This window comes from Dyadobacter sp. CY326 (assembly GCF_021390515.1).
Taxonomy (GTDB): domain Bacteria; phylum Bacteroidota; class Bacteroidia; order Cytophagales; family Spirosomataceae; genus Dyadobacter.
Genome location: NZ_JAJUXI010000006.1, coordinates 292,244 through 316,913 on the forward strand (window position 1 = coordinate 292,244; position 24,670 = coordinate 316,913).

24 protein-coding genes are annotated in these 24,670 nt (G+C 44.8%); 15 read left to right on the plus strand and 9 right to left on the minus strand.

Annotated features, from left to right (window positions below):
- The first annotated feature begins 139 nt into the window (after positions 1–139).
- The 3 genes from LZG73_RS14050 to pafA (LZG73_RS14060) all read left to right on the plus strand — a co-directional run bounded on the left by LZG73_RS14050 (position 140) and on the right by pafA (LZG73_RS14060) (position 6,471).
- The gene (locus tag LZG73_RS14050; protein WP_233850607.1) at positions 140–2,950 is read left to right on the plus strand and encodes a pitrilysin family protein; all 2,811 of its coding nucleotides are present in this window, start codon (positions 140–142) and stop codon (positions 2,948–2,950) included.
- 124 nt (positions 2,951–3,074) lie between these two features.
- Complete coding sequence (gene pafA, locus LZG73_RS14055) at positions 3,075–4,748, plus strand: alkaline phosphatase PafA (protein WP_233850618.1); 1,674 nt, start codon at positions 3,075–3,077, stop codon at positions 4,746–4,748.
- A gap of 67 nt (positions 4,749–4,815) precedes the next feature.
- Positions 4,816–6,471, plus strand: coding sequence for an alkaline phosphatase PafA (gene pafA, locus LZG73_RS14060; RefSeq protein ID WP_310588437.1), 1,656 nt, complete (start codon positions 4,816–4,818; stop codon positions 6,469–6,471).
- A gap of 74 nt (positions 6,472–6,545) precedes the next feature.
- Here pafA (LZG73_RS14060) and LZG73_RS14065 read toward each other — a convergent pair whose 3' ends face one another.
- From LZG73_RS14065 to LZG73_RS14075, 3 genes are all read right to left on the minus strand, one after another.
- Positions 6,546–6,980, minus strand: a complete 435-nt coding sequence (locus LZG73_RS14065; RefSeq protein WP_233850628.1) for an NfeD family protein — start codon at positions 6,978–6,980, stop codon at positions 6,546–6,548.
- A 1-nt stretch (position 6,981) separates the two neighbouring features.
- Positions 6,982–7,893, minus strand: a complete 912-nt coding sequence (locus LZG73_RS14070) for an SPFH domain-containing protein (protein ID WP_233850630.1) — start codon at positions 7,891–7,893, stop codon at positions 6,982–6,984.
- 125 nt (positions 7,894–8,018) lie between these two features.
- Positions 8,019–9,131 carry an acyl-CoA dehydrogenase family protein gene (locus LZG73_RS14075; RefSeq protein ID WP_409014339.1) on the minus strand — a complete coding sequence of 371 codons (1,113 nt, stop codon included), beginning with the start codon at positions 9,129–9,131 and terminating at the stop codon, positions 8,019–8,021.
- Between the two features lie 267 nt (positions 9,132–9,398).
- Between LZG73_RS14075 and LZG73_RS14080 the strand changes: the two genes are divergently transcribed.
- Positions 9,399–10,715 (plus strand): UDP-glucose/GDP-mannose dehydrogenase family protein, encoded by a 1,317-nt coding sequence (locus LZG73_RS14080; protein ID WP_233850640.1) that lies wholly within the window; start codon positions 9,399–9,401, stop codon positions 10,713–10,715.
- Positions 10,716–10,754: 39 nt separating this feature from the next.
- Positions 10,755–11,747, plus strand: coding sequence for a UDP-glucuronic acid decarboxylase family protein (locus LZG73_RS14085; protein ID WP_233850642.1), 993 nt, complete (start codon positions 10,755–10,757; stop codon positions 11,745–11,747).
- Positions 11,748–11,812: 65 nt separating this feature from the next.
- Here the strand turns inward: LZG73_RS14085 and frr are convergent, their stop codons facing one another.
- The 4 genes from frr to dusB all read right to left on the minus strand — a co-directional run bounded on the left by frr (position 11,813) and on the right by dusB (position 14,701).
- Entirely contained in the window at positions 11,813–12,373 is a 561-nt protein-coding gene (frr, locus tag LZG73_RS14090; RefSeq protein WP_233850644.1) for a ribosome recycling factor, read from the minus strand.
- Between the two features lie 28 nt (positions 12,374–12,401).
- Positions 12,402–13,121 (minus strand): UMP kinase, encoded by a 720-nt coding sequence (gene pyrH, locus LZG73_RS14095; protein WP_233850646.1) that lies wholly within the window; start codon positions 13,119–13,121, stop codon positions 12,402–12,404.
- A gap of 63 nt (positions 13,122–13,184) precedes the next feature.
- Entirely contained in the window at positions 13,185–13,718 is a 534-nt protein-coding gene (locus tag LZG73_RS14100; protein WP_233850648.1) for an acetyl-CoA carboxylase biotin carboxyl carrier protein subunit, read from the minus strand.
- Complete coding sequence (gene dusB / locus LZG73_RS14105) at positions 13,712–14,701, minus strand: tRNA dihydrouridine synthase DusB (RefSeq protein ID WP_233850650.1); 990 nt, start codon at positions 14,699–14,701, stop codon at positions 13,712–13,714. Before dusB ends, LZG73_RS14100 begins: the two co-directional genes overlap by 7 nt.
- Positions 14,702–14,766: 65 nt before the next feature.
- On the opposite strand from dusB, the gene LZG73_RS14110 reads away from it, so the two are divergent.
- The 4 genes from LZG73_RS14110 to LZG73_RS14125 all read left to right on the plus strand — a co-directional run bounded on the left by LZG73_RS14110 (position 14,767) and on the right by LZG73_RS14125 (position 17,668).
- Positions 14,767–15,738, plus strand: a complete 972-nt coding sequence (locus LZG73_RS14110) for a CPBP family intramembrane glutamic endopeptidase (RefSeq protein WP_233850652.1) — start codon at positions 14,767–14,769, stop codon at positions 15,736–15,738.
- 22 nt (positions 15,739–15,760) lie between these two features.
- Positions 15,761–15,982: a DUF2007 domain-containing protein gene (locus tag LZG73_RS14115; RefSeq protein ID WP_233850654.1), complete on the plus strand. Its 222-nt coding sequence runs from the start codon at positions 15,761–15,763 to the stop codon at positions 15,980–15,982.
- Positions 15,954–16,787: a phosphatidate cytidylyltransferase gene (locus tag LZG73_RS14120; RefSeq protein WP_233850656.1), complete on the plus strand. Its 834-nt coding sequence runs from the start codon at positions 15,954–15,956 to the stop codon at positions 16,785–16,787. The genes LZG73_RS14115 and LZG73_RS14120 overlap by 29 nt, the downstream gene beginning before the upstream one ends.
- A 164-nt stretch (positions 16,788–16,951) precedes the next feature.
- Entirely contained in the window at positions 16,952–17,668 is a 717-nt protein-coding gene (locus tag LZG73_RS14125) for a carboxypeptidase-like regulatory domain-containing protein (RefSeq protein WP_233850658.1), read from the plus strand.
- On the opposite strand, the gene LZG73_RS14130 is transcribed toward LZG73_RS14125, so the two are convergent.
- Entirely contained in the window at positions 17,665–18,474 is an 810-nt protein-coding gene (locus LZG73_RS14130; protein WP_233850660.1) for a UDP-2,3-diacylglucosamine diphosphatase, read from the minus strand. The two genes, LZG73_RS14125 and LZG73_RS14130, sit on opposite strands and share 4 nt — an antisense overlap.
- 104 nt (positions 18,475–18,578) lie before the next feature.
- Between LZG73_RS14130 and LZG73_RS14135 the strand changes: the two genes are divergently transcribed.
- Positions 18,579–19,319: a hypothetical protein gene (locus tag LZG73_RS14135; RefSeq protein ID WP_233850662.1), complete on the plus strand. Its 741-nt coding sequence runs from the start codon at positions 18,579–18,581 to the stop codon at positions 19,317–19,319.
- A 36-nt stretch (positions 19,320–19,355) separates the two neighbouring features.
- On the opposite strand, the gene LZG73_RS14140 is transcribed toward LZG73_RS14135, so the two are convergent.
- On the minus strand, positions 19,356–19,901 hold the full coding sequence (locus LZG73_RS14140) for a DUF4494 domain-containing protein (RefSeq protein WP_310588438.1): 546 nt from the start codon (positions 19,899–19,901) through the stop codon (positions 19,356–19,358).
- Between the two features lie 112 nt (positions 19,902–20,013).
- On the opposite strand from LZG73_RS14140, the gene LZG73_RS14145 reads away from it, so the two are divergent.
- Genes LZG73_RS14145 through LZG73_RS14165 form a run of 5 tightly spaced genes read left to right on the plus strand, consistent with a single transcriptional unit; the run spans position 20,014 to position 24,586 of the window.
- Positions 20,014–20,646: a hypothetical protein gene (locus LZG73_RS14145; RefSeq protein WP_233850664.1), complete on the plus strand. Its 633-nt coding sequence runs from the start codon at positions 20,014–20,016 to the stop codon at positions 20,644–20,646.
- Positions 20,647–20,695: 49 nt separating this feature from the next.
- Complete coding sequence (locus LZG73_RS14150; RefSeq protein ID WP_233850666.1) at positions 20,696–22,540, plus strand: hypothetical protein; 1,845 nt, start codon at positions 20,696–20,698, stop codon at positions 22,538–22,540.
- Between the two features lie 3 nt (positions 22,541–22,543).
- Positions 22,544–23,332, plus strand: coding sequence for an exodeoxyribonuclease III (locus LZG73_RS14155; protein ID WP_233850673.1), 789 nt, complete (start codon positions 22,544–22,546; stop codon positions 23,330–23,332).
- A 42-nt stretch (positions 23,333–23,374) separates the two neighbouring features.
- Positions 23,375–23,959, plus strand: coding sequence for a Uma2 family endonuclease (locus tag LZG73_RS14160; RefSeq protein WP_233850675.1), 585 nt, complete (start codon positions 23,375–23,377; stop codon positions 23,957–23,959).
- A gap of 30 nt (positions 23,960–23,989) precedes the next feature.
- A complete protein-coding gene (locus LZG73_RS14165; RefSeq protein WP_233850677.1) occupies positions 23,990–24,586 on the plus strand; it encodes a pseudouridine synthase in 597 nt (198 codons plus the stop codon).
- Positions 24,587–24,670 lie beyond the last annotated feature (84 nt).

Below are 24,670 nucleotides of genomic sequence, written 5' to 3' on the forward strand. Positions count from 1 at the left end.
GGGCAACTAAAAGCCCATACAGCAAAACGGGTGCCATTTGTTGCAAGATTTTATTTTGCCATTTATCCGTAAGTCATTGCTAAATGCGATATTCTCAGCTATTTTCATGCATTGTAAATCTCATCTTATCGATATCGCTATGGTCATGAAATTTAAAAGAAAAAATGCATTCAGGAGCAAAGCCATTTATGGAGTGTTGTTGTCCTCCTTTCTTGCGGCTCCCGCGTTTTCGCAAGATTTACCCAAAGGCATTAAAAAGGTTACATCGGTTGAAGGAATCACCGAGTATAATCTCGAAAATGGCTTGAAAGTGCTCATGTTTCCGGACCCTTCTAAGCCCACGGTGACGGTGAATGTGACTTATCTCGTAGGCTCACGTCACGAAGGTTATGGCGAGACAGGGATGGCGCATTTGCTGGAACATATGGTGTTCAAAGGCACGCCCAAGCACCCGAACATTCCGCAGGAACTAACAGAACACGGCGCCAGACCCAACGGAACAACCTGGTATGACCGCACCAATTATTTTGAAACATTCTCGGCGACAGAAGAAAATCTGAAATGGGCGCTGGACTTGGAATCGGATCGGATGATCAATTCTTTTATTGCGAAAAAAGATCTGGACAGCGAATTCAGCGTCGTTCGAAATGAATTTGAATCAGGTGAAAATAGCCCTTTTCGGGTTTTGATGGAGCGTGTAATTTCTGGTTCTTTCCTTTGGCATAATTATGGAAAATCGACCATTGGGAACCGGTCTGACATTGAAAAAGTGCCCATTGACAATTTACAGGCATTTTATAAAAAATATTATCAGCCGGACAATGCTGTTTTGACCGTTGCCGGAAAAATAGACGAAGCAAAAACGCTCGCGCTGATCAATGATTATTTTGGCAAAATAGCGAAGCCGGAACGTGTTTTACCCAAATCTTACACATCCGAGCCAACGCAGGACGGCGAGCGTTTTGTGGAATTGAAAAGAACGGGCGATGTGCAAATGATCATGGCGGCTTATCACATTATGCCAGGCTCACACGCAGATTATCCGGCAATGGAAGTGTTAACGGAGCTTTTGACGGCAGAGCCAAACAGCCGGCTTTATAAAAATCTGGTAAACACGAAAAAAGCTTCTTCCGAATTCGGTGCTAGTTTCCAATTGTATGATCCAGGTTTCGTGCTTTTCGGGGCCGAAGTTTTGAAAGAAAAATCATTGGACGAAGCAAAAAAAGCATTCACCGCAACGCTCGATTCTTCTGCATTATTGAAGCCATCTGTTGAAGACATTGAACGCGCTAAAACGACCATTCTGAAAAACTGGGATCTTGAATTCAGAAATTCCGAGCGCGTTGGGTTAAGCATAAGCGAAGCCATTGCGACAGGGGACTGGCGGCTGGCTTTCCTTTTCCGGGACAACATTCGCAAAGTATCGCCGGAAGATGTCTTTCGCGTTGCACAATATTATTTAAAGCCGTCCAACAGAACATTGGGAACATTCGTGCCGGAATCGAATCCGGTGAGAGCCGAAATTCCGGAAGCGCCTAATGTAGCCGAATTGGTAAAAAACTATAAAGGAGAAGCCGTTGTGGCAGAAGGTGAGGCATTTGATCCGTCACCATTGAATGTTGAATCGCGCACGACGAGAACTGAAAAGCCCAACACAATTGAGACTGCATTGCTCCCGAAAACGACAAGGGGAAATGTGGTCGCAGCCCGCATTACATTGCGTTATGGAGACGAAAAAAGCTTGATGAACAAGGCCACGATCTCGGACCTGACCGGTTCCATGTTGGATAAAGGAACGAAAACGCGCACGAGGCAGCAGTTGAAAGACGAGCTCGATAAGCTGAAAGCGCGGGTGAGCTTCTTTGGTGCTGCTAATCAGGCCGGTGCGAGCATTGAAACAACAAAAGAAAATCTTCCTGCGGTGATGAAACTCGTTGCGGAAACTTTGAAAACGCCTGCATTTGATGAAACGGAATTTGAAAAACTGAAACAAGAGGAACTGGCTGGCATTGAATCGCAACGTAGTGAACCGCAAGCCATTGCATTCAACCAATATCGCCGCATCGTAACGCCATATCCGAAGAGCGACATTCGCTACGTGGGCACTTTTGATGAAGATGTGGAAAACATTAAAGCGACCACCATTGATCAGATCAGGCAGTTTCACAAGGATTTTTATGGTGCCAATAATGCATCTGCAACGGTTGTGGGCGACTTTGATAAAGCAGTGATCCAGAAGATTATCAATGATGAATTCGGCGGCTGGAAGAGTGCGAAACCGTTTACGAGAATTGCCTCACCATATGTGGCTGTAAAGCCGGAAAGCAAAATGCTGGAAACGCCGGATAAGGCCAATGCAATGTTCGTGGCGGGATTAAACATGCCTTTGCAGGACACAGATCCAGATTATCCAGCCTTGGTGATCGGCAATTATCTGTTAGGCGGCGGCTTCCTAAACTCACGTTTGGCAACCAGAATTCGCCAAAAGGAAGGATTAAGCTATGGCGTCGGATCGCAATTCTCTGCAAGTCCGTTGGATAAAAACGGAACGTTCATGTCTTACGCCATTTATGCGCCTCAAAATGCGGAAAAGCTGGAAGCTGCATTCAAGGAGGAGATTGAAAAAACAATGAAAGAGGGATTTACGGCAGAAGAGTTGAAAGCCGCCAAATCGGGTTATTTGCAGTCGAGACAAGTGGGACGGTCGCAGGACGCATCGCTGACCAACACTTTGACAAGCAACCTTTACCTGAACCGGACAATGCAATGGGATGCAGATTTTGAGAAAAAAGTGGAATCCCTGACGCCGGAGCAGATTAAGGCTGCTTTTAACAAGCACATTGATTATAATAAGCTTGTTATCATCAAAGCAGGCGACTTTGCAAAAGCCAAAAAAGGTGCCCCGGCGGCGGCGGCGCCTGCGCCACTGGGCGGAAGCGAAAAGAAATAAATTTTCAATGTTAAGGAACAGTGAAACCGGTGGCAAATTGCGACCGGTTTTCTCTTTTAAAGCAGTACATTTTTATCTTTGCCTCAAATACAAGGAAAACATAATCCCTTCAATAGCCATCCAAATGAAATTGGTAACAAACGTGTTCCTCAAATTCCTGATTGCGGGACTCATAATCAGCCCAGCCGTTTTTAGTCAGTCAAAAACAAAAACAGCAGCCAGTCCGGGCAAACTAGCACGTCCTAAGCTTGTTGTGGGAATTGTGGTGGACCAAATGCGCTATGATTATTTGTATCGCTATTACGACAAATACAAAGAAGGTGGCCTGAAACGATTGATGAATGAAGGGTTCAACTGCCGAAATAACCATTATCATTATGCATTAACGGTGACGGCGGCAGGGCATTCGGCGATTTATACAGGTTCACTGCCTGCGATGAACGGGATTATTGGAAATGATTGGTATGACAGTCAGGTTGGTAAAACGGTTTATTACACAGACGACAGCACGGTTGCGACGGTTGGAAGTAACAATGGAGCGGTTGGTAAAATGTCGCCCAGGAATTTGCTGACGAGCACGGTTACCGACCAATTGCGCATTGCAACCAATTTCCGCTCAAAAACCATTGGCGTTGCCATCAAGGATCGTGCTTCAATTCTTCCAGCCGGCCACGCTGCAAACGGTGCTTATTGGTTTGATGCAAAAACAGGCAATTTCGTGACGAGCACTTATTACAGGAATGATCTGCCTGACTGGGTTACGGCCTACAATAACCGAAAAATGCCTTCTGAATATTCCAAAATGGGCTGGAAAACATTGTTGCCCGTTGCCGAATACACACAAAGCACGCCGGATGATGTGATTTGGGAGGGGAAAATTTCAGGTGAAGCCAAATCCGTTTTTCCGCATGAGCTCATTGGAACCGCTGGCGACGCTTATACGGTGATCACGACTTCGCCCTGGGGAAACACAATGACCAAGGATATGGCCATTGCGGCGATTAAAGGTGAAAATTTGGGCAAAGGCACTGACACGGACTTCCTGGCTGTAAGCTTTTCCACGCCCGATCGCATTGGCCATGCATTTGGCCCAAACTCCGTTGAGCAAGAAGATAATTATTTGAAACTGGACATGGAGTTTGCCGATTTGTTCAACTTCCTGGACACATGGACCGGCAAAGGAAATTACACCGTTTTTCTGACAGCAGATCATGGCGCAATGGATGTGCCCGCTTTTTGGAAAGACCATAAATTGCCTGCTGGCCTGATGAGCCCGACTGCACTTACGCGCACGGTCGTGAAAGCTTTGAATGATGCATATGGGGAAGGAGAATACATTTCGGCTTTTGAAAACTATCAGCTTTATCTGAACAAAAAGCTTTTGAAGGAAAAGAAAGTGACCGTTTCGCAAGTTTACGAAGTGTTGCGCACGGCTTTGCTGCCCGTAGAAGGCGTTGCGGATGTGCTTAATCTCACGGACATTGGTCGCGCGCCTTTGAATACATATCAATTGGAAATGTATAAAAACAACATCAACGCAAAGCGTAGCGGCGACATTCAGCTGGTTGTGCAACCTGGTTGGTTTGCAGCATCTTACGCCACCGGAACCGATCATGGCACGCCTTACAATTATGACACGCACGTTCCATTTTTGCTTTATGGGTGGGGTGTAAATAAGGGAGAGACATTGCGCCGCACCACCATTGCCGACATTGCGCCCACGATTGCTTCATTGCTTCACATTTTGCCTCCGAGCGGGAATGTGGGCAATGCAGTTGAAGAAGCGTTGAAAAAATAATCTAGCATTTTACGCCTTGCAGACGATTTATCTGCAAGGTTTTTTTATCAAACCATAAACCTGAACCGTGAGAAAAATTTGCTTAAAGGCGTTCTTTGTTTTGCTTTCCGTTTCGGCATTTGCCCAAACAAACAAAAAGCTTGCTTCCAAACCCAGCGCTCTGGCACGTCCCAAACTTGTGGTTGGGATCGTTGTTGACCAGATGCGTTACGACTATTTATATCGCTATTACGACCAGTATACAGAAGGCGGCTTCAAACGCATGATGAATGAGGGTTTCAATTGTAGAAACAACCATTATAACTACGCATTAACTGTCACCGCAGCTGGCCACGCTTCTGCTTACACGGGTTCCGTTCCCGCGATCAATGGAATTGTTGGCAATGAATGGTTTGATCCAATCACGAAACAGGGCGTTTATTGCGTGGAGGACAGCACGGTGGCAACGGTAGGAAGCAATAATCCGACGGTTGGGAAAATGTCTCCAAAAAACCTGCTCACCAGCACAGTTACGGATCAGCTTCGCATTGCAACCAACTTCCGTAACAAGACGATTGGCATTGCCATTAAGGACAGGGGATCAATTTTGCCGGCTGGTCACACGGCGAATGCTTCATATTGGTTTGATTCCAAAACGGGAAACTGGGTTACGAGCACTTATTATATGGAGGATCTGCCGCAGTGGGTGAACGATTACAATGCCAAGAAAATGCCTTCAGAATATTTGAAAAAAGGATGGCAATTACTGCTTTCTGCGGACGCTTACACGCAAAGTTCAGCGGATGATGTGAATTGGGAGGGCAAGCTTCCGGGCGCTAAGCGACCTGTTTTTCCTTATGAGCTGGCTGGTTTAGCTGGTGATGCATTTGGTGTTGTAACCGACACGCCCTGGGGAAACACGATTACAAAGGAAATGGCGATTGAAGCGATCAAAGGTGAAAACTTGGGCAAAGGTAAGGACACGGACTTTTTGGCCATCAGTTTTTCTTCACCAGACCGGATCGGCCACCGGGTAGGACCTAACGCGGTGGAACAGCAGGATGACTTTTTGAAACTAGACAGAGAATTTGCGGAGCTTTTTAATTTCCTGGACGGATGGGTGGGAAAAGGGGAATACACTGTTTTCCTGACTGCGGATCATGGCGTTGTAGATGTGCCGGGCTTTGCGGCTGCTAACAAGCTTCCGTCCGGTCTGTTGGATCGTCGGGTGGTAGACGCGGCGACTGATAAAGCATTGGAAGATGCTTTTGGAAAGGATAAATATGTGCTTAGCAGGGAAAATAACCAGCTTTATTTTGATCACGCCCTTTTGCAAAAAAAGAAAATCACTGTTGCTGCCGCAACAGAAGTCGTTCGTGAATCATTGTTAAAAGTGCCCGGCATCGCCGATGTGCTGAACCTGACCGATCTCGGGAAAGCGCCTTTGAACAGTTACCAACTGGAACAATTTAAAAACAATGTGAATGTCAAGCGTAGCGGCGATATCCAGATTATCACCGAGCCAGGCTGGTTATATGGTGCATCGACGGGAACCTCGCACGGCACGCCTTACAATTATGACACGCATGTTCCATTTGTAATGTTTGGGTGGGGGATTAACAAGGGAGAAACATTGCGCCGGACTTCGGTTTCGGACATTGCGTCTACGATTGCTTCACTGCTGCACATTTTGCCTGCCAGCGGAAACATTGGCAATCCGGTTGAGGAAGCATTGAAAAAATAAGGATCTGAATAACAAAAGACGCTGCAATATTGTAAGGTTTCCTTCAATGTTGCAGCGTCTTTTTATGTCAAAATTCAGGATTCTTCTACGATCAAAAGGATGCCGTCTGCTTTCTTGATAACAACCTTGCTTCCAGCCGCTATTAATGTGTGATTGACTGAATTTGCCTTCCATTCGGCGCCGCGGTAATAAATCTTGCCTTCGCCCTCGGCCGGAATGTCCTTGATCACCATGGCGGTCTCGCCGACAAACTCGTTGTATTCCGAAGCGCCTTTGCGGTCGAGCAGGCGTCGTGCGTGCTTCCGTAAAACGAGCATTGCCACGAGTGAAATCACGGAAAATGCAATGATCTGACTTTCGGTGCTCGTAAGCAGCCCGAGCGCCGCCAATAATGAAGTGAACAAAGCGCCAATTGCAAAGAATACGAAGACGAGTAAAACACTAACCAACTCCGCAATCAGCATGATCAGGCCGACGATAAGCCATATTTGAGGCAATGATAAATCCATGCTATTTTTTCGGTTCGGATTTAACAACAGTAAGTGCAGTGGCTATCAGCGAGCCCACGTCAGCTAGGTTAGCGGGAATGATTAATGTGTTTCCAGCTTTGGCTAACTTGCCAAATTGTTCCACATAATTCTCGGCGACTTTGAGCTGGACCGCCTCAACACCGCCCTCCATTTGAATGGCCTGAGCCACCAGTTTGATACTATCTGCCGTTGCTTCTGCCACAGAACGCAAGGCCGCCGCCTCTCCCTCGGCTTCATTGATTTGCCTTAATCTCAGACCTTCTGATTCTAAAACCACTTTCTGTTTCTGACCTTCTGCGACATTGATAGCTGCCTGCTTTTCACCGTCCGATTGCAGGATTACAGCCCTTCTTTCACGTTCCGCCTGCATTTGTTTTTCCATAGCGATCAAAACGCTTTGCGGCGGAGTAATATTTTTGATCTCGTAACGCAAAACTTTAACGCCCCAGCCCGTCGCAGCTTCGTCAATGGATTCCACCACTGCGCGGTTAATGGTCATGCGTTCTTCAAATGTTTTGTCAAGATCCAATTTTCCGATTTCGCTTCGCATGGTCGTCTGTGCAAGCTGAATGACAGCAAATGTGTAGTCGGCGATGCCATATGCAGCTTTTTTTGGATCAATAACCTGTATGAAAATAACGCCGTCCATCCGCACCTGCACGTTATCGCGCGTAATGCATATCTGTTCTGGAATGTCAATGGCCGTTTCTTTGAGTGTGTATTTGTAGGCAATGCGGTCAAAAAAGGGAATGATGAAGTTGATGCCGGGTTGAAGGACTGCGTAAAATTTGCCAAGCCGCTCCATGATATACGCGGTTTGCTGCGGGATCACCTTGACGGTCATCAGAATCGTAAAAACGACGAGAACTAATAATATTACCAGTGGAGTCATATTGAGTCAGGTTATGGTCTATTGCGAAAATAACCATAACAGGACTCCCTTCCTATTCGAATCAAGGTCGGTAAGGTGGAAACTTGCTCGTCGGTTTAAGACTGGGATGGATGGTCGAAAGAATATTATTCTTTCAAGATTTCTTTTGAAATAACCAATTTTTGAATTTCGCTGGTTCCTTCTCCAATGGTGCAAAGTTTGCTGTCTCGGTAAAATTTTTCGGCCGGATAGTCCTTTACAAAACCATATCCGCCAAAGATCTGAACTGCTTCGTTCGCAACTCTTACTGCGGTTTCGGAAGCGTGATATTTGGCAACGGAGCTCGCTAGGGACACTTTTTGTCCGGCGTCCTTCAATGCAGCGGCATGAAAAGTGAGTAAAGTTGAAGCCTGAACGTCCGTGTACATGTCTGCCAGCTTGAATGCAATCGCCTGAAAATCACAGATGCGCTTGCCAAATTGCCTGCGTTCTTTCGAGTAAGCAAGCGCAGCTTCATACGCACCGAGTGCAGTGCCAACACCCAATGCTGCAATGGAAATTCGGCCTCCGTCCAGCACTTTTAATGACTGCACAAAACCATCGCCAATTTCACCAAGGCGCTGACTGTCAGAGATGCGGCAATCCTGAAAAATCAATTCAACCGTCTCGGAAGCACGCATGCCCAGCTTATCTTCTTTCCGCCCTGATGCAAATCCTGCGGTTCCTTGTTCAATGATGAATGCGGTGGCCCCGTGCTTGTCGCCCGGCTCGCCGGTTCGGGTAATGATTACGGCAACGTCGCCGGTTTTTCCATTGGTGATAAAATTCTTAGTGCCATTGATTATCCAGTCGTCGCCGTCACGCACAGCAACTGTCTGCATATTGCCAGCATCTGAACCTGTATTTGGTTCGGTAAGGCCCCATGCGCCCACGTGCTGGCCCGAAGCAAGCTTGGGAAGATAAGTCCGTTTCTGACTTTCATTGCCGAACATCAGAATGTGATTCGTACATAACGAATTGTGCGCAGCGATGGACAAGCCAATAGAAGGGTCGGTTTTGGAAAGCGCTATGATGGCAGTGACATATTCTTTATATCCTAATCCTGAACCGCCATATTCCTCGGGCACAATCATGCCCATTAAGCCCAATTCTCCCATGCTGTGAAACAGGGTTTTAGGAAAATGTTGCGCCTCATCCCACGTCCTGATGTAGGGTCGGATATGGATTGCTGCAAAGTCGCTGACGGTTTCACGTATCATGTTACACGTTTGTTCCCGCTGACTTTCAATTATATCGTGATTTACGGAATTCATATTTGTTGATGATTATATTTATGTTGCTCAATGTTAGCAAGAATTGGAAACTTTTCCCCATCCGTAAACGAACAAATCCTATATCATGCGGTGAAGATTCACTTAAAAAAATTACTTTTGCATTGAGCCGACTTTTTTAGACTTGGTTTAATACAATATTTTGAGGTTAATTAATAAGTGTCGTAACAGCTATATAATAATTATCACATTTTTATGAAAATTGCAGTTGTAGGAACAGGTTACGTTGGTTTGGTTACCGGAACATGTTTTGCCGAAACGGGCAACCAGGTAATCTGCGTTGACATTGATGTTAAAAAAGTCGAACGTTTGCAAAAAGGGGAGATCCCAATTTATGAACCAGGGCTGGACGTTCTTTTTGATCGTAACGTTGCTGAGGGAAGGTTGTTATTTACAACGAATCTCGCAGAAGGCATCAAAGATGCTGAGGTAATATTCCTTGCACTTCCTACGCCTCCGGGAGAAGACGGATCTGCGGATTTGAAGTATATCCTGAAAGTGGCCGATGATTTGGGTCATATTCTTGATAAATACGCGGTGATCATCGATAAAAGCACAGTGCCTGTTGGAACCGCCGAAAAGGTGCATGCAGCCATTGCAGCCAATGCCAAAGTTGAATTCGACGTTGTTTCAAACCCTGAATTTTTAAGAGAAGGTGTTGCCGTTGAAGACTTCATGAAGCCTGACCGCGTTGTGGTTGGAACTTCGTCTGAAAAGGCAAAGAAAGCGATGGAGAAATTGTATGCTCCGTTGGTGAGACAAGGGAATCCGGTTATTTTCATGGACGAGCGTTCTGCTGAAATGACCAAATATGCTGCCAATTCATTCCTTGCCATGAAAATTACCTTCATGAACGAGATCGCCAACCTTTGTGAAAAAGTAGGCGCTAATGTGGATGACATTCGTCGCGGAATAGGAACGGACAGCCGCATAGGAAAACGCTTCCTATTCGCTGGAATTGGTTACGGTGGAAGCTGTTTTCCAAAAGACGTTCAGGCGCTTGCGAAAACTTCAAAAGATTACGACTACGATTTCCGCATCCTGCAATCTGTTATGGATGTGAATGATGATCAGAAGAAAAAGCTTTTGCCGATGGTTGATAACTATTTTGGCGGAAGTTTGAAAGATAAAACCATTGCAGTCTGGGGCTTGGCTTTCAAACCTTATACAGATGATATTCGCGAAGCACCGGCTTTGGAAAATATCAATGCATTGCTTGAAGCAGGTGCGCGCGTTACGGTTTATGATCCGGAAGCAATGAACAATGTGAAAGGAATTTTGGGAGATAAAGTTACTTTCTGCCACACGCCTTATGCAGCTTTGGACGACGCCGATGCTTTAATGATCTTCACGGAATGGCCTCAGTTCCGCACGCCTGAATTTGAAAAAATGGGTAAGCTGCTTAAAAACAAAGTAGTTTTTGACGGAAGAAACCTCTATGAACTGGAACAAATGCGTGAAATGGGTTACACCTATTACAGCATTGGAAGAGAAAAAGTGATTCCAGCCTGAGGAAGCCAAATACTAACATATAAACTATCTCATTTTTAAATGAAACGTGTATTAATAACCGGAGCAGCGGGCTTTTTGGGTTCCCACCTTTGCGAGCGTTTTCTGAAAGAAGGCATGTACGTGATCGGGATGGACAACCTGATTACTGGCGATATGCGGAACATCGAGCATTTGATGCCTGATCCCAACTTTGAATTCAATCACCACGATGTGACGAAATTCGTCCATGTGCCTGGTGACCTGGATTATATCATGCACTTTGCATCGCCTGCAAGCCCGATTGATTATTTGAAAATCCCTATTCAGACGCTGAAAGTGGGCGCAATGGGAACGCACAATTTGCTTGGCCTTGCCCGCGTGAAAAAAGCACGTTTTATAATTGCTTCTACATCTGAGGTTTATGGTGATCCATTGGTGCATCCGCAAACGGAAGATTACTGGGGCCACGTGAACCCGATCGGGCCGCGCGGTTGCTATGATGAAGCAAAACGTTACCAGGAAGCGATTACAATGGCTTACCACCGTTATCACGAACTGGAAACGCGCATTGTAAGGATCTTTAACACTTACGGTCCCAGAATGCGCCTCAATGATGGACGTGTGTTGCCAGCATTCATTGGACAAGCGCTTAGAGGTGAAGACATTACCGTATTCGGTGACGGTTCGCAGACACGTGCGTTTTGTTATGTTGATGACCTGGTTGAAGGAATTTACCGCTTATTAATGAGCGATTATGCTTTGCCGGTTAACATTGGTAACCCTTCTGAAATCACCATTGGTGAGTTTGCCGAAGAAATTATCAAATTGACAGGAACAGATCAGAAAGTAATTTATCAGCCACTTCCACAAGACGATCCAAAACAGCGTCAGCCGGACATTACATTGGCGAGAGAAATATTAGGCTGGGAGCCGAAAGTTTCGCGTGAAGAAGGCCTTCGGATCACTTACGATTACTTCCGCAACTTGCCAAAAGAAAGGTTGTACGAAGAGTCAAACCACAGAGGCTTCGAAAGTTTCAGTGAAACAAAATAGCATATCAATAAAAAATCCCGCTTTGCGGGATTTTTTATTGCATAACATTGAAGTTTTGGCAAATGCTAAACCTCCATAATTTCTTTTTCCTTCGCATTGAAAACCTGCTCCACTTTCGAGATAAAGCCGTCAGTCAGTTTCTGAACGCGATCTTCGCTTAGTTTGATTAAGTCCTCAGCAACGCCTTCTTTTGTTAATTTACGCAGAGAATTATTAGCATCCTGACGAATGTTGCGAATGTTGATCTTTGCGGTTTCAATTTCATTTTTAGCACGCTTAACGAGCTCCCGTCTGCGTTCCTCGTTCAATGGCGGAACCGAAATGCGGATCATTTCGCCATCATTGGAAGGCGCAAAACCCAGATTACCATTGCGGATCGCCTTTTCAATCTCGTTAATGATCTTTTTTTCAAATGGTCTGATTGCGATAGTCCTTGCGTCGGGCGTGTTAATTGTTGCCACGTTCTGCAAAGGCGTCATCGAGCCGTAATAATCAATCTGAAGGCCTTCGAGCATTTGCGGTGATGCTTTTCCAGCACGTATTTTACCTAACTCAATGATAAGGTGTTTGATGGCGCCCTCCATGGTGTCTTTGGCATCATCCAGATATAATTCTATTTCTTCCATTAGTTTGTAGTAAGATATTGTATTACTGCTAGTTAGATATCAAAGTGCCAACTTTTTCACCCATAACAAGGTCAAACAGGTTGCCCGGCTTGTTCATATCGAAAACAATGATCGGCACATTATTCTCTTTGCAAAGTGTGAAAGCCGTCAAATCCATGATTTTCAGGTTTTTAGACAAAGCTTCGTCAAATGTCAATTGCGTGTATTTTATTGCCAGCGGATCTTTTTCCGGATCGGCTGTGTAAACGCCGTCAACGCGGGTTCCTTTCAAAACCACCTCCGATTCGGACTCAATGGCACGAAGTCCGGCTGTTGTATCTGTTGTAAAATATGGGTTTCCTGTTCCGGCACCGAAGATCACAACGCGTCCTTTTTCCAGGTGACGAATTGCCCTGCGGCGGATCAAAGGCTCACAAACCTGTTCCATTTTGATCGCAGACATCAGGCGTGTGTTCATGCCATGTTTTTCAAGAGAGCTTTGAATCGCCATGCCGTTGATAACCGTTGCCAACATGCCCATATGATCGCCCTGCACACGGTCAATCCCCGACTTTTCCACCGATGCACCCCGAAATATATTTCCACCACCAATGACGATTGCAATTTGAACGCCTACTTCGGCAATTCTTTTGATTTCTCTTGCGTAATTGTCAAGAATATTGAAATCGATAACCTGGCCTTTGTCGCCGCCGTTAAGTGCTTCTCCGCTGAGTTTCAGTAGTAAACGTTTATATTTTGGTTCGGGCATGATTGTGATGTAGGTGTTTTCGGCCGTAAAAATAAGCGTAGGAAGTTAAGATTAACAAGTAATTTATTGAAACTCCAACAATACCTGATTTTTTTCAACGATTTGTCCTGCGGAGACTTTCAATGTTTTAACTATTCCGTTTCCGGATGATTTGATCGTATTTTCCATTTTCATGGCAACCAGCACGAGCAGATTGTCGCCCTTGCTGATCGTATCGCCTTCCGATACAGCAACGGACTGGATCAGTCCGGGCATAGGTGCTTTTACGTTATTGATTTTGGTGCTGCTGCTATTTTGGAGGCCCATTCCTTCCAGAAGCAAGTCGAGCTCGTCTTTTGCTTTGGTATAAAAGTGCTGGCCGTTAATCAGCAAATGGAATGTCTTTTCAGCTGCGTTATAATCCAGCAATTCAATGTTGTAAGATTTATTTTGCCAAATGGCGTGAAAGTGATTCTTCGCGACAGGCACAATATCGCCCTCAAAAAGCTGTCCGCCAATGGACCAATGACCTTTCTCTTTTGTAATCAAAAACTGATCGCTGGCGGCATCGTCAGCATTCTCGATCGCGGGATTGGCGGAGACAGTTACTTTTAGCATATGGCTTCGCTGTATTCGTGAATTACCTCCTGCAAAATTCCGTCCAGCTCCTCGAAAGTCATTCCTTCAACAAGCCGCATTCTGAATGGTTTGAAGTGGTCTAACCCTTTGAAATAATTGGTGTAATGTCTGCGCATTTCAAAAACCCCAGCCACCGGGCCTTTCCAGCGAATTGAAAACTCCAAATGTTTTCGGCAAACGGCCACGCGCTGTTCCATGGTCGGTGGCGCCAGTTTTTCACCCGTTTTTACAAAATGTTTGATCTCATTAAATATCCAGGGATTGCCAATTGTCGCACGGCCGATCATGATGCCGTCAACGCCAAACCTGTTTTTATATTCCACTGCTTTTTCGGGAGAATCTACATCGCCGTTTCCGAAGATTGGAATGGTTATGCGCGGGTTGTCCTTGATTTTAGAGATCAATGTCCAGTCGGCCGAGCCTTTGTACATCTGCACGCGCGTGCGGCCATGTACAGAAAGCGCTTGAATGCCAATATCCTGCAAACGCTCTGCAACCTCCTGCACATTCTTTGTGCTTTCATCCCAGCCCAACCGCGTTTTAACCGTAACCGGCAAATGTGTCGACTTGATTACTGCCTCAGTCATACGCACCATTTTCGGGACATCTTGCAACAATGCAGCTCCTGCACCACGGCAAGCTACATTTTTTACCGGGCAACCATAATTTATATCAATCAAATCGGGATTTACGCGGGAAGCAATTTCGGCGCAAGATCCCATCGTTTCCACATCGCTGCCAAAAAGCTGAATGCCCACAGGACGCTCGTATTCAAATATATCAAGCTTCTGCACGCTTTTCGCCGCATCACGGATAAGGCCTTCCGACGACACAAATTCGGTGTACATCAAATCTGCCCCATTCTCCTTGCAAACCGCTCTAAACGGAGGATCGCTCACGTCTTCCATGGGTGCCAAAAGGAGCGGGAAATCGCCCAGCGTTATGTTTCCTATTTTTACCATTTCATTAAGGGAGGCCCCGTAATCTTATTTTTAAATTCATAATTAACTGTAAATTTACACCAATTATGCAAAATAGTAACCCGATTCAGGTTGTTTCCCGAGTGCCAGGCTTATGGGGCAGTTTATTGGTTTTGATCGGCTTTGTGCTAATCGGCATGGCGGTGGGCAATATTCTGGCGGTGATGTTGATTGCACTCTACATGAAAATCGATCCCGATAACATTACAACAATCCTGAATCAGCTCATTACCAATCCTGTCGGTGTGAAAAACGGCTGGTATGCGTTAATGTTGCTTCAAGGGACCGTCCATTTCTTTTCCTATTTATTGCCTTCGCTGATTTTCTGGATTTACGTTGAACGCAAATCGATCAGCGAATTTGATTTTCGCGAAAAACCAGCGTTTAGGATCTGGCTTCTAGCTGTTTTGCTTGTTTTGGTTTCCATTCCCGTCAATAGCAAATTCATCGAATGGAACGCTGCCATGAAGCTTCCCGAAGCATTTTCTGCATTGGAATTGTGGATGCGCGACAAAGAGGATCAGCTTTCTGTCATGACGGCTTTCATGACCAACTATAAACAATTCAGCCAGCTCCTCATTGCATTGCTAATCGTCGTTTTGCTGCCAGCATTGGGTGAAGAAGTGCTTTTTAGAGGAATTATACAGCGAAAACTTGTTAGCGCATGGCAAAATTACCATCTTGGGATTTGGGTCGCCGCAGCCATTTTTAGCGCGATCCATTTTCAATTTTATGGTTTCCTTCCCCGCATGCTGCTTGGCGCATTATTCGGTTATTTGTATTACTGGACCGGAAATTTATGGGTTGCCATTCTCGCACACTTTGTAAACAATGGTTTTGTGCTTGTTATGATGTATTTGAACAACATTGGCGTTGTCAATATCGATATTGAAGAAACGAAATCGATGCCGGTAATGCTGGTGCTTTCTTCTTTGCTGGTTACATCGGGCATGTTATTTTCTATTTGGAAAGCAGGAGAAACGAAGCGTCACGCTGTGTTGACGGACAACGAGTTTTAATTTTATAATTCAAAAAAAGAGTATGGCTGAGAATTGGGCTAAGGCATTTCAGAGCGGACAAATTATCCGTGCAGAAATTGCCCGTGAAATATTAGAGCAAAACGGGATTGCAGCCGTCATTATTGATAAGAAAGACAGCAATTATCCGGTTTTCGGGGCGTACGAGGTGCATGTCCTGGCAAGTGACCTTTCCAAGGCCCAAACAATAATAACGAATGAATCAGCGCTTAAAGAATCTGAGTAATTTACAGCAAAGAACTGTCACCGCATTGGCGGGGGTTTTTGTGATCATTAGTTGCATTCTTTACAGTGAAGTGACTTTCCTCATACTTTTCTGCACCATAAGTTCACTCACCCAGCTTGAATTTTACAAGCTCCTGGGTCTGGATGGAAATCAGCCGCTGACATATTATGGAACATTCTGTGGCACAGTCATGATGTTACTTGCGTATCTGATAGAACAGAACTTTGTTCCGTTCGAAAATTATTTCATTATCAGTCCGCTGCTGTCCATGATATTTTTCATCAAGCTTTATAAAAAGAATGACCTGAAACCATTTACCAACATTGGATTTACGTTTTTGGGGATCATTTACGTGGCGCTTCCTTTCGCATTGATCATTGTGATGGCCACGCGCGGGGGAAACTACAATTATGAAATCGTGCTGGGGAGTTTGTTGCTGCTCTGGGCTTCGGACATTGGCGGCTATTTTGCCGGGACAAAATTTGGCAAACGAAAGCTTTTTGAACGCATTTCACCCAAAAAATCGTGGGAAGGCGCCATAGGGAGCGCAGTCTTTGCAGCATTCATCGCGTTTGTGCTCGGTTATTATTTCCGTACCTTCGAACCCTGGAAATGGTATTGCATTGGAGCGATTATCGTGGTTGTAGGCACTTATGGGGATCTCGTGGAGTCGCTTTTCAAACGGAGCATTGCCATCAAAGACTCTGGAAGCAGTATTCCGGGTCACGGTGGATTTTTAGACCGGTTTGACGGTTTGCTTCTTTCCGCTCCGTTTATCGTTACTTTTTTAAAGCTCTTTTCCTGAGCTGTCGGCATTAGTCGGCAAAAAGGGCAATGCCCTGGAAAATAGGTCGTTTGTAAATCAGGAGTAAATATTTTTGGTTTGATTTTACAAATGCATTTGGTTTAACATTGATTTGGAATAACAATTCGGAACGAATGATACGGAGTCTTTTTATATTTTTATTGATGCTTGCAGCTGTTACTGGCGCCCGCGACACATTTGCCCAAGGTGAACAAAGTGCGATTGTTTTTTCAGGAATGGTTGTTGGCGGAAAGACTACGGAAATTCTGCCCGGCGCTACGATTTTCATTGTCAATGCTGGACGCGGAACATTATCCAGAAGCGATGGTTCTTTTACAATCAAGGTTTTTCCAGGTGATAGCATTGTTTTCGGTTATGTTGGTTTCAAAAAACAATATCACGTCATTCCAAGAGGCTACAATTCAGACATTTACTCCGCGATCGTTGCGTTAAGAGAAGATGTTGTAACGCTTTCAGGCGTAACTATTTATCCTTATTCGACCGAAGAGGAGTTTAAAAAAGCATTCTTAGAATTGAAGTTGCCTGATCAGGCAGATCGCGATGCTTTGGCAAGAAGCACAGACCCGGATTACATTAACAGAATGGCTGCACAGGTGCCCAATAACGCACAGACCAATTATCGTTATTCGATGGATCAGCTGCTTTTTGGACGCGAGTCAGCAGCTAATAAGGGTTTTGCAACCACATTTCCTTTTCTTAACCCATTTGCCTGGGCCAATTTTATCAAGTCCGTTAAGAAAGGGGATTTGAAACAAAAAGATTGGAGAAAAGACCTCAATGCGGCGCCGCGTGAAAATATCACGAAACAGGATTTCATTCCGCCGATGCCGGATAATGAGATCAAGAAAAACGGCAATTAACGTCCGCCTCTCGTAAACTTTTGTAGTGTAATATTTTGTCCGTCAAATGCGGCATAATGCTGCTGCGTGACCCATTCACCCAGATTAATGTAACGCGCTCCTGCATTGACGGGTAGATCCAGCACAAGGTGACGGTGGCCGAAAACATAATAATCATGATGCTGCGCGTGCTCCACTTCGCGGCAATATTGCAGCAACCATTCGTGATCTTCACCCATAAACCGCTCTTCGCCTTTGTTTACATTAGCAATGCGGCTTCTTTTAGACCATTCCTGCGCAATCCACATGCCTACATCGGGGTGGACAATCCGGAAAACAGATTGAAAAAAAGGGTTCTCAAAAACTTTTTTCAGAAACTTGTAAGTGCTGTCTCCTGGCCCTAATCCGTCGCCATGGCCGATCAGCATTGTTTTTGATCCCTGACTGGAATTGAATGTGAAGCTCACCGGATTGCGGAAAATAGGCGCTCCGATCTCGTCCGTCAAATAGCCGGACATCCACATATCGTGGTTTCCTGTAAAAATTATTATCTCAATTCCCTTGTCCGAAAGCTCAGCTAGCTTTCCCAGCAGCCGCACAAAGCCTTTCGGAATCGCCCGATTGTATTCAAACCAAAAATCGAAAATATCACCGACCAGAAAAATAACCTGCGCGTCGTGTTCAATTGCATTGAGCCAGCTTACGATAAGCTTTTCACGCTCACGGCTTTGTGGTGCGGAAGGAACGCCAAGATGATAGTCTGATGAAAAATAGGCGCGACGTCCGTCTTGCAAAAGGATCGTCTTTTTCTCAAAGATAAAATTCATGCGAAAGTATAAATGCGCCGCAATTTACAATGTTCCTTTTAATTGGCACGGCGTGGTTTTTTAAAACGCTATTTCTAGATTGCACCCGATTTAACCAATTCGATATGAAAAAACACTTCATTCAATTTCTGATAACGCTTTCCATTCTGTCGGTAAATGCACCATTATTCGCACAAGCCACCAAGAAAATTCAGGCGGATAAACAGCGTGCTGCCCAATGGAGGCCGGCGCAAGGCCAATATTATTTCAGCCATTCAATGGTTTTTGATTACGAAAATAAGGCTGAGCAGACGAAAGGCACCATCACCATTTATCTCGACCCGGTTAGCGGTGGAATGTGCTTTAAAAAGGAAAGCAGTTTCGGCAAAGGCGGCAAAGATTTTGATTTTGTAATCGGCTTTCCGGACGGAAAGTACATTTTCTGCGGATCAGATGACAATGGCAAAAAAATCAAAATTGTAGAAGCTGTGGGCGCATTGAAGCCCGGGCCGGATACAAAAGCGCAGGCGAAAGAAGATTTTGCCACATACTGGGCGCCGACTGGCAATAAGCGCGATGAGTTCGGTTTTGAAAGTTCAGAATATGACGTGAGTTATGCCACTTCTGAAAGTAAAGACAAGGTTTGGCTGACTAAGACACCATTCAGCGTTTATCCGCTTTATGGTTTGGAGTTTGTAGAAAGTGCGGTTGCCATGCCCGTTTCTTTTGACTTCATGCATGTCCTGGAACCGAATCAGCTGATCAGTGAAATTAATTCAAAGGACACCATTTTGAAACTGAAAAGCTTTGGGAAAGATCCCCAAACAGTGCAGACGAAGACATATCCTGAGTTTAAAACAGAATAAAAATATAGCCGGCCCTGGAAAAGGCCGGCAATGTTTTTATTCAGTAACGGCCTCAGCTTCTGCACGTTCAGCCTTAACCTCCGAAAGTGGCCGCATATTAGCCGGAATTTCCTGCTCATCTTCCTCCGCGGTGTATGGAAACACATCGAGAATTGGCGTCAATGTAATGTCCGTTGTTTCGTATGGAATCAGGAAGTTGCGCATGCTTTCGTTGATCCTGTCCAATGCCTGCTGAATGCCGTCAGCATTTACAAGCATGTAATTCACGATTTTCTTTTCCTTGCCACTTTTTTCGTCCACCGAAAAATAGATGACTTTTGCCTTAAACCACTGTTCACCTTCTTCGAATGCAAAAAGATCCGCAAGGCGCATGCGCGTAATGCTGGTCACACTAAAATCACTGGCTCCCGTTACAATTTGTTTGTAAAGTCTTGCCTCAGACTCAGTATAAGAAACGGCGTCAACCAAATAAACCTCATTAATTGTCTTCAGACTTCCTGCCTCGTCCTCTTTTTGATACCGAATTTTCCCTAAATACCAGCTCGCCATAATTGTCGTTTGTTTTTCCTTTAATGTTTGCAAATGTAGACGCTTGGCCCAATGCGTGCAAAAAAATATAGCTGTAAAGGAATAATCGGGGAGCGGTGCATGCGTTGTGATACCTACTGTTTAACTTGCGAAAAATAATTTTAGAATGAAAAAGAACATTTGGATCGTTGTGATCATGATTATAGCCGGAGCGCTGTCGAGCTGCGGTGTTGGGCGCCAAGTTGCCGATGCGAAAACCTTCGGGGATTGTAAATATGACATTGCGTCCGTTGACAGTGTTTATCTTGCCGGAATTGACATTCGTGAATTTAAAAATCTACGCAGTTTCAGCGATTTTGATCTGGCCAAATATCCTGGACTTGCAATGGGACTTTTGAGAAAAAACGTGCCGTTGGATCTTCGGGTTAACATTGACATTACGAATCCGACCAAGAAGAGAGCCGCTATTAACCAATTGGAATACAAGGTTTTGCTGACTAATAATGAGATTTTCAGCGGTTTTCTGAGTCAATTGATCGAAGTGTTGCCAGGAACTTCGCCCACGCGTGTGCCTGTGCGTTTGAATACCAATGCATATCAGTTGCTTTCCAATGATAAAACGCGTGATGAATTTGTCAATATGGTTTTGGCACTTACAGGCCGGTCTGATGCAAAGCCTGCAAAATTCATGGTGAAAATCAAACCAACGCTTGACCTGGCAGGAAAGCAAGTTAATTATCCAGGCTACATCACTTTCGAAAAGGAAATCACAAGTAAAATGGTGACGGGGTCACGTTGACCGGGTCACGTTGACCGGGTCACGCTAATTCAAACTAAAAAGCATTGTTTTGAAGATACTTGTAGACAACCCTTATCTTTTTAAATATTTCAGTCTCATTCTCATTGTGTTATGCATCTTTGGCATAACATGGTTTTCGGGAAAACTGATTGTTCTGAGAAAATTGTCGGGGATTGCATTGATCCTGATCCCGGTTGTCTATTTTTATCTCATTCTGGAATCGTACACGCTGAACATCCCATTCACGGACGATTTCAATCTGCTCGAAACGATCCACAATTTCCACATTGCCGACGGTTTTACGGCCAAGATCGAAGTCCTGTTTGAACAGGTTAATCAGCATCGCTTTGGCTTTGAGCGGACTGTGATGCTGATCATGTATTTCTTTACGGGGACTGTAAATATCAAAACCCAGATCTTGCTCGGCAATTTATTTATGCTGGGCATTTGTTATTTGCTGTTCCTGTCATTCAAAAAGGAGCAGATTTCCTGGTATTATTTCATTCCGGTCCCATATGTGCTTTTCAATCTCGTTTATTTTGAAAACGCGATTTGGGGCATTGCCGCAATTCAGAACACACCGCTTATTTTCTTCGCCTTCCTCACCGCCTATGGAATGGGGCGGAATGATCAGAAAGGCAATGTTTTAGGAATAGTTGCAGCTTTACTGACCACATTCACAAGTGGCAGCGGCATTTTGGTCTGGATCATTGGTGTGCTGATATTGGCATTGCAAAAGCGTTTCAAATTGTTGTTTTTGTGGCTCGCAATAGCAGCAGTCGTCCTTATTTTTTACTTCCTGTACGATTATCAGGTCATTCCATCACACACTGGCTCAGTTTGGCCACATCCGATATTCAATCTCATTTTCGTCTTTGCTTTTTGGGGGAATGTGTTGTATATGGACACATTACACCCGCTTTATCCCGCGTTTTACCCTGACCTGGTTGCTTGTGTTTTGCTAGGCGCAGCCATTAGCGTTGTTTTCTGCGTTTGGGTTTTGAAGCTTTTTGTAAAGCGGAAGCCAGTATGGAGTGATTGGTTTTTGTGGGGTGCAATGATGTTTGCATTGGGCACCGGCGCTATGTTTGTAATCAGCAGGCCGATAAGCACTTACATTATGTATGGCGGGAATATTTTTTCTAGGCGTTACATGATTTTTGGCGTGGCGTTGCTGGCAACGGTTTACGTTTGTGTAATTATTTTGGCCAAAAACTTCAAACACGTCAGACGCATTTTGGCGATTTTGGCATTATTCAGCTTTCTGGCGCTTCATTTTGTAAGCTATTATTTGTCCCTTGCCAGCATCCGTAAGTTCCATGAAGACCTTGTTATTGACAGTTTTTATTGGGAAAATCACAAAACATTTCTTACCACAGGAGATAACTTCGGCGACATTCCTTTTTGGAACCACCCGACCCGAATGCGTAATCTGATCGACACGTTAAGGAGAAACAATCTTGTTGATTTTGACCAATACAAAGCATTGCCGCCTTACCAAAGTTTGCTTACGCAGACAGGCAGCAAGTCGGACCGTTTTTCTGGAAAAATGAATGTTAAAGTCACTTATATAAATGATGTGAATAACATTCCATCCAAGTTTTTGCGGTTTGAGGCTCAGGATGTTAAAAGGGAAAATCCAATTTATTTTGTGCTCGCATCTGATAAGCATACGCTTCTGCTGCCCGCATTGCCTGTTCCCAATGCTCCGTCAGATTTCTTGAAAACGCATGCTTATTATGGCTCCAATTATCAATATTCGCTTTATCGCTCGAAGCTTCCGGCTGGTTTATTTGAGGTTTGGATGCTGAAAAAGGATGTTTTGGGAAATTGGAAATCTTCCTTCACCGGGCGAAGCGTCTTTCTATCAAATAACAAAAATCCAGCTCTTTAAGCAATGCGAATCCTAACATACAATCTGAATGGCATCCGGGCTGCCATACGCAATGGGCTGGTCGAATGGTTACAGACGATTCCGGTTGATGTTTTGTGTTTTCAGGAAGTGAAAGCAACGCCTGATGTTGTGGATTTTTCCGGTTTGGAAGCTTTGGGTTTCGAATTAATAGGCTGGCATGCTGCGGAAAAGAAAGGTTACAGCGGCGTGGCCATGTTTTCCAAAATCAAACCCGACAAGGTTTCCGCAGGTTGCGAGATTCCAGCTTACGATGCAGAAGGGCGAATCTTGCGGGCGGATTTCGGCGACATAACTGTGCTGAATTGCTATTTCCCGTCAGGCACGAGCGGAGAAATCCGCCAGGGAGTCAAAATCCAGTTTTTAAGTGATTTTTTTGATTGGGTTAATGAATTGAGAAAAGAGCGTCCCAACTTGATTATTTGTGGAGACTATAACATTGCGCACACTGAAATTGACATTCACGATCCGGTCCGGAACAAAAAGATGTCGGGTTTTTTGCCTGAGGAGAGAGAATGGATGACCAAGTGGTTTGGCAATGGTTACACGGATGCATTTCGTTTTAAAAATCCTGAGTTAAGAGAATATTCCTGGTGGACTTATCGCGCCGGCGCACGCGGAAACAATAAAGGCTGGCGCATCGACTACATTTCCGTAGCCGACACCATCAAAGATCGCATCGTTTCTAGCCGGCAAATAAATGACGCCGTCCATTCGGATCATTGTCCGGTGTGGTTAGAAATTGAATCGCCATATTCACGGACCGATTCATAAATTTCGTATTTTTGATTAAAGCGAGATTCAAACAAAAGCGTTATGGATATGCCAATGCCGGTAACAATGAAGATGGGGGACCTGATGAGTGAAGAGGAGTTCTTCCAGTTTTGCCAAATGAATGACACACTAGAGTTCGAAAGGGACTCGCAAGGAAATATTATACTTATGTCTCCAACGGGATTATTTACAGGAGGATTCAATTCTAAAGTTACAGCAGAGTTGGTAATCTGGAACAAAGAAAATCAATTAGGCGAGGTTTTCGATTCGTCAGCAGGTTTCACACTTCCTAATGGCGCAGTTAGATCACCGGATGTTTCATTCGTGATAAGCGAGAAATGGGATGCACTTTCCGAAGATCAGCAAGAAACTTTTGGCCATGTTTGCCCTGATTTCGTAATCGAAATCCGTTCCAAGTCCGACGGGCTGGGTTATCTGCAGGATAAAATGAGAGAATTCATAGACAATGGCACACAGCTTGGCTGGCTGATCGACCGGTTTGACAATAAAATCCACATTTACCGCGCAGATAAGTCCGTTTTTGTTCATGACACATTGAATGTGACACTCTCCGGCGAGGACGTTCTGCCAGGCTTTTCTCTGAATCCTGCTGCGCTTCTAAAATAAGCCAGTGCTGCTAGTTTAAAATCAATCAACTTGTTTCGTTACTTCTTCATTTACAAGCCTTTCGGAATGCTTTCACAATTTACGCGTGAAGGGGACCACCCGACGCTTGCGGATCTTAATTTTGAATTTTCCAAAGACATTTATCCCGTAGGAAGGCTTGATGCTGATAGTGAAGGACTTTTGCTTCTTACCAATGATAATTTTCTCAAAACCAAAGTCTTAGATCCAAAAAACAAGCATTCAAAAATCTATTATGCCCAGGTTGAGGGAATCATTAACGAAGAAGCATGCCAAAAACTTAGTGAAGGTGTGCAAATTTCGATCAGTGGAAAAAAGCATTTAACACATCCGGCAAAGGTTTCACCCATTGATGAGCCTGCACTTCCTGAGCGTAATCCGCCAATTCGCTTTCGGCAAAATATTCCTGTTTCCTGGGTGTCTATCACCATTGGAGAGGGGAAAAATCGCCAGGTCAGGCGCATGACGGCCGCAGTTGGCTTCCCCACATTGCGTCTGGTCCGCTGGTCAATTGGACAAATTTCATTGCGCGATAAAGATGGAGATTTTCCTAAACCGGGGGACGTGTGGGAAGTTACGGCCAAAGCGGTTCGCCGCGTTTATGATTGATCGGGTTTGCTTCTGATAAAACCTTGGTGCGATGTTGGCAAACCGGAGAGAAGGGTTAATTTTGTATATATCCTATTCTCAAAA

What these genes read in the sequence shown, in the direction of transcription:
- LZG73_RS14050 (WP_233850607.1), top strand. Translation starts at nt 140, where the DNA reads ATGGTCATGAAATTTAAAAGAAAAAATGCATTCAGGAGCAAAGCCATT.
- pafA (WP_233850618.1), top strand. Translation starts at nt 3,075, where the DNA reads ATGAAATTGGTAACAAACGTGTTCCTCAAATTCCTGATTGCGGGACTC.
- LZG73_RS14065 (WP_233850628.1), bottom strand. Translation starts at nt 6,980, where the DNA reads ATGGATTTATCATTGCCTCAAATATGGCTTATCGTCGGCCTGATCATG.
- LZG73_RS14070 (WP_233850630.1), bottom strand. Translation starts at nt 7,893, where the DNA reads ATGACTCCACTGGTAATATTATTAGTTCTCGTCGTTTTTACGATTCTG.
- LZG73_RS14075 (WP_409014339.1), bottom strand. Translation starts at nt 9,131, where the DNA reads ATGATACGTGAAACCGTCAGCGACTTTGCAGCAATCCATATCCGACCC.
- LZG73_RS14080 (WP_233850640.1), top strand. Translation starts at nt 9,399, where the DNA reads ATGAAAATTGCAGTTGTAGGAACAGGTTACGTTGGTTTGGTTACCGGA.
- LZG73_RS14085 (WP_233850642.1), top strand. Translation starts at nt 10,755, where the DNA reads ATGAAACGTGTATTAATAACCGGAGCAGCGGGCTTTTTGGGTTCCCAC.
- frr (WP_233850644.1), bottom strand. Translation starts at nt 12,373, where the DNA reads ATGGAAGAAATAGAATTATATCTGGATGATGCCAAAGACACCATGGAG.
- pyrH (WP_233850646.1), bottom strand. Translation starts at nt 13,121, where the DNA reads ATGCCCGAACCAAAATATAAACGTTTACTACTGAAACTCAGCGGAGAA.
- LZG73_RS14100 (WP_233850648.1), bottom strand. Translation starts at nt 13,718, where the DNA reads ATGCTAAAAGTAACTGTCTCCGCCAATCCCGCGATCGAGAATGCTGAC.
- dusB (WP_233850650.1), bottom strand. Translation starts at nt 14,701, where the DNA reads ATGGTAAAAATAGGAAACATAACGCTGGGCGATTTCCCGCTCCTTTTG.
- LZG73_RS14110 (WP_233850652.1), top strand. Translation starts at nt 14,767, where the DNA reads ATGCAAAATAGTAACCCGATTCAGGTTGTTTCCCGAGTGCCAGGCTTA.
- LZG73_RS14115 (WP_233850654.1), top strand. Translation starts at nt 15,761, where the DNA reads ATGGCTGAGAATTGGGCTAAGGCATTTCAGAGCGGACAAATTATCCGT.
- LZG73_RS14120 (WP_233850656.1), top strand. Translation starts at nt 15,954, where the DNA reads ATGAATCAGCGCTTAAAGAATCTGAGTAATTTACAGCAAAGAACTGTC.
- LZG73_RS14125 (WP_233850658.1), top strand. Translation starts at nt 16,952, where the DNA reads ATGCTTGCAGCTGTTACTGGCGCCCGCGACACATTTGCCCAAGGTGAA.
- LZG73_RS14130 (WP_233850660.1), bottom strand. Translation starts at nt 18,474, where the DNA reads ATGAATTTTATCTTTGAGAAAAAGACGATCCTTTTGCAAGACGGACGT.
- LZG73_RS14135 (WP_233850662.1), top strand. Translation starts at nt 18,579, where the DNA reads ATGAAAAAACACTTCATTCAATTTCTGATAACGCTTTCCATTCTGTCG.
- LZG73_RS14145 (WP_233850664.1), top strand. Translation starts at nt 20,014, where the DNA reads ATGAAAAAGAACATTTGGATCGTTGTGATCATGATTATAGCCGGAGCG.
- LZG73_RS14155 (WP_233850673.1), top strand. Translation starts at nt 22,544, where the DNA reads ATGCGAATCCTAACATACAATCTGAATGGCATCCGGGCTGCCATACGC.
- LZG73_RS14160 (WP_233850675.1), top strand. Translation starts at nt 23,375, where the DNA reads ATGGATATGCCAATGCCGGTAACAATGAAGATGGGGGACCTGATGAGT.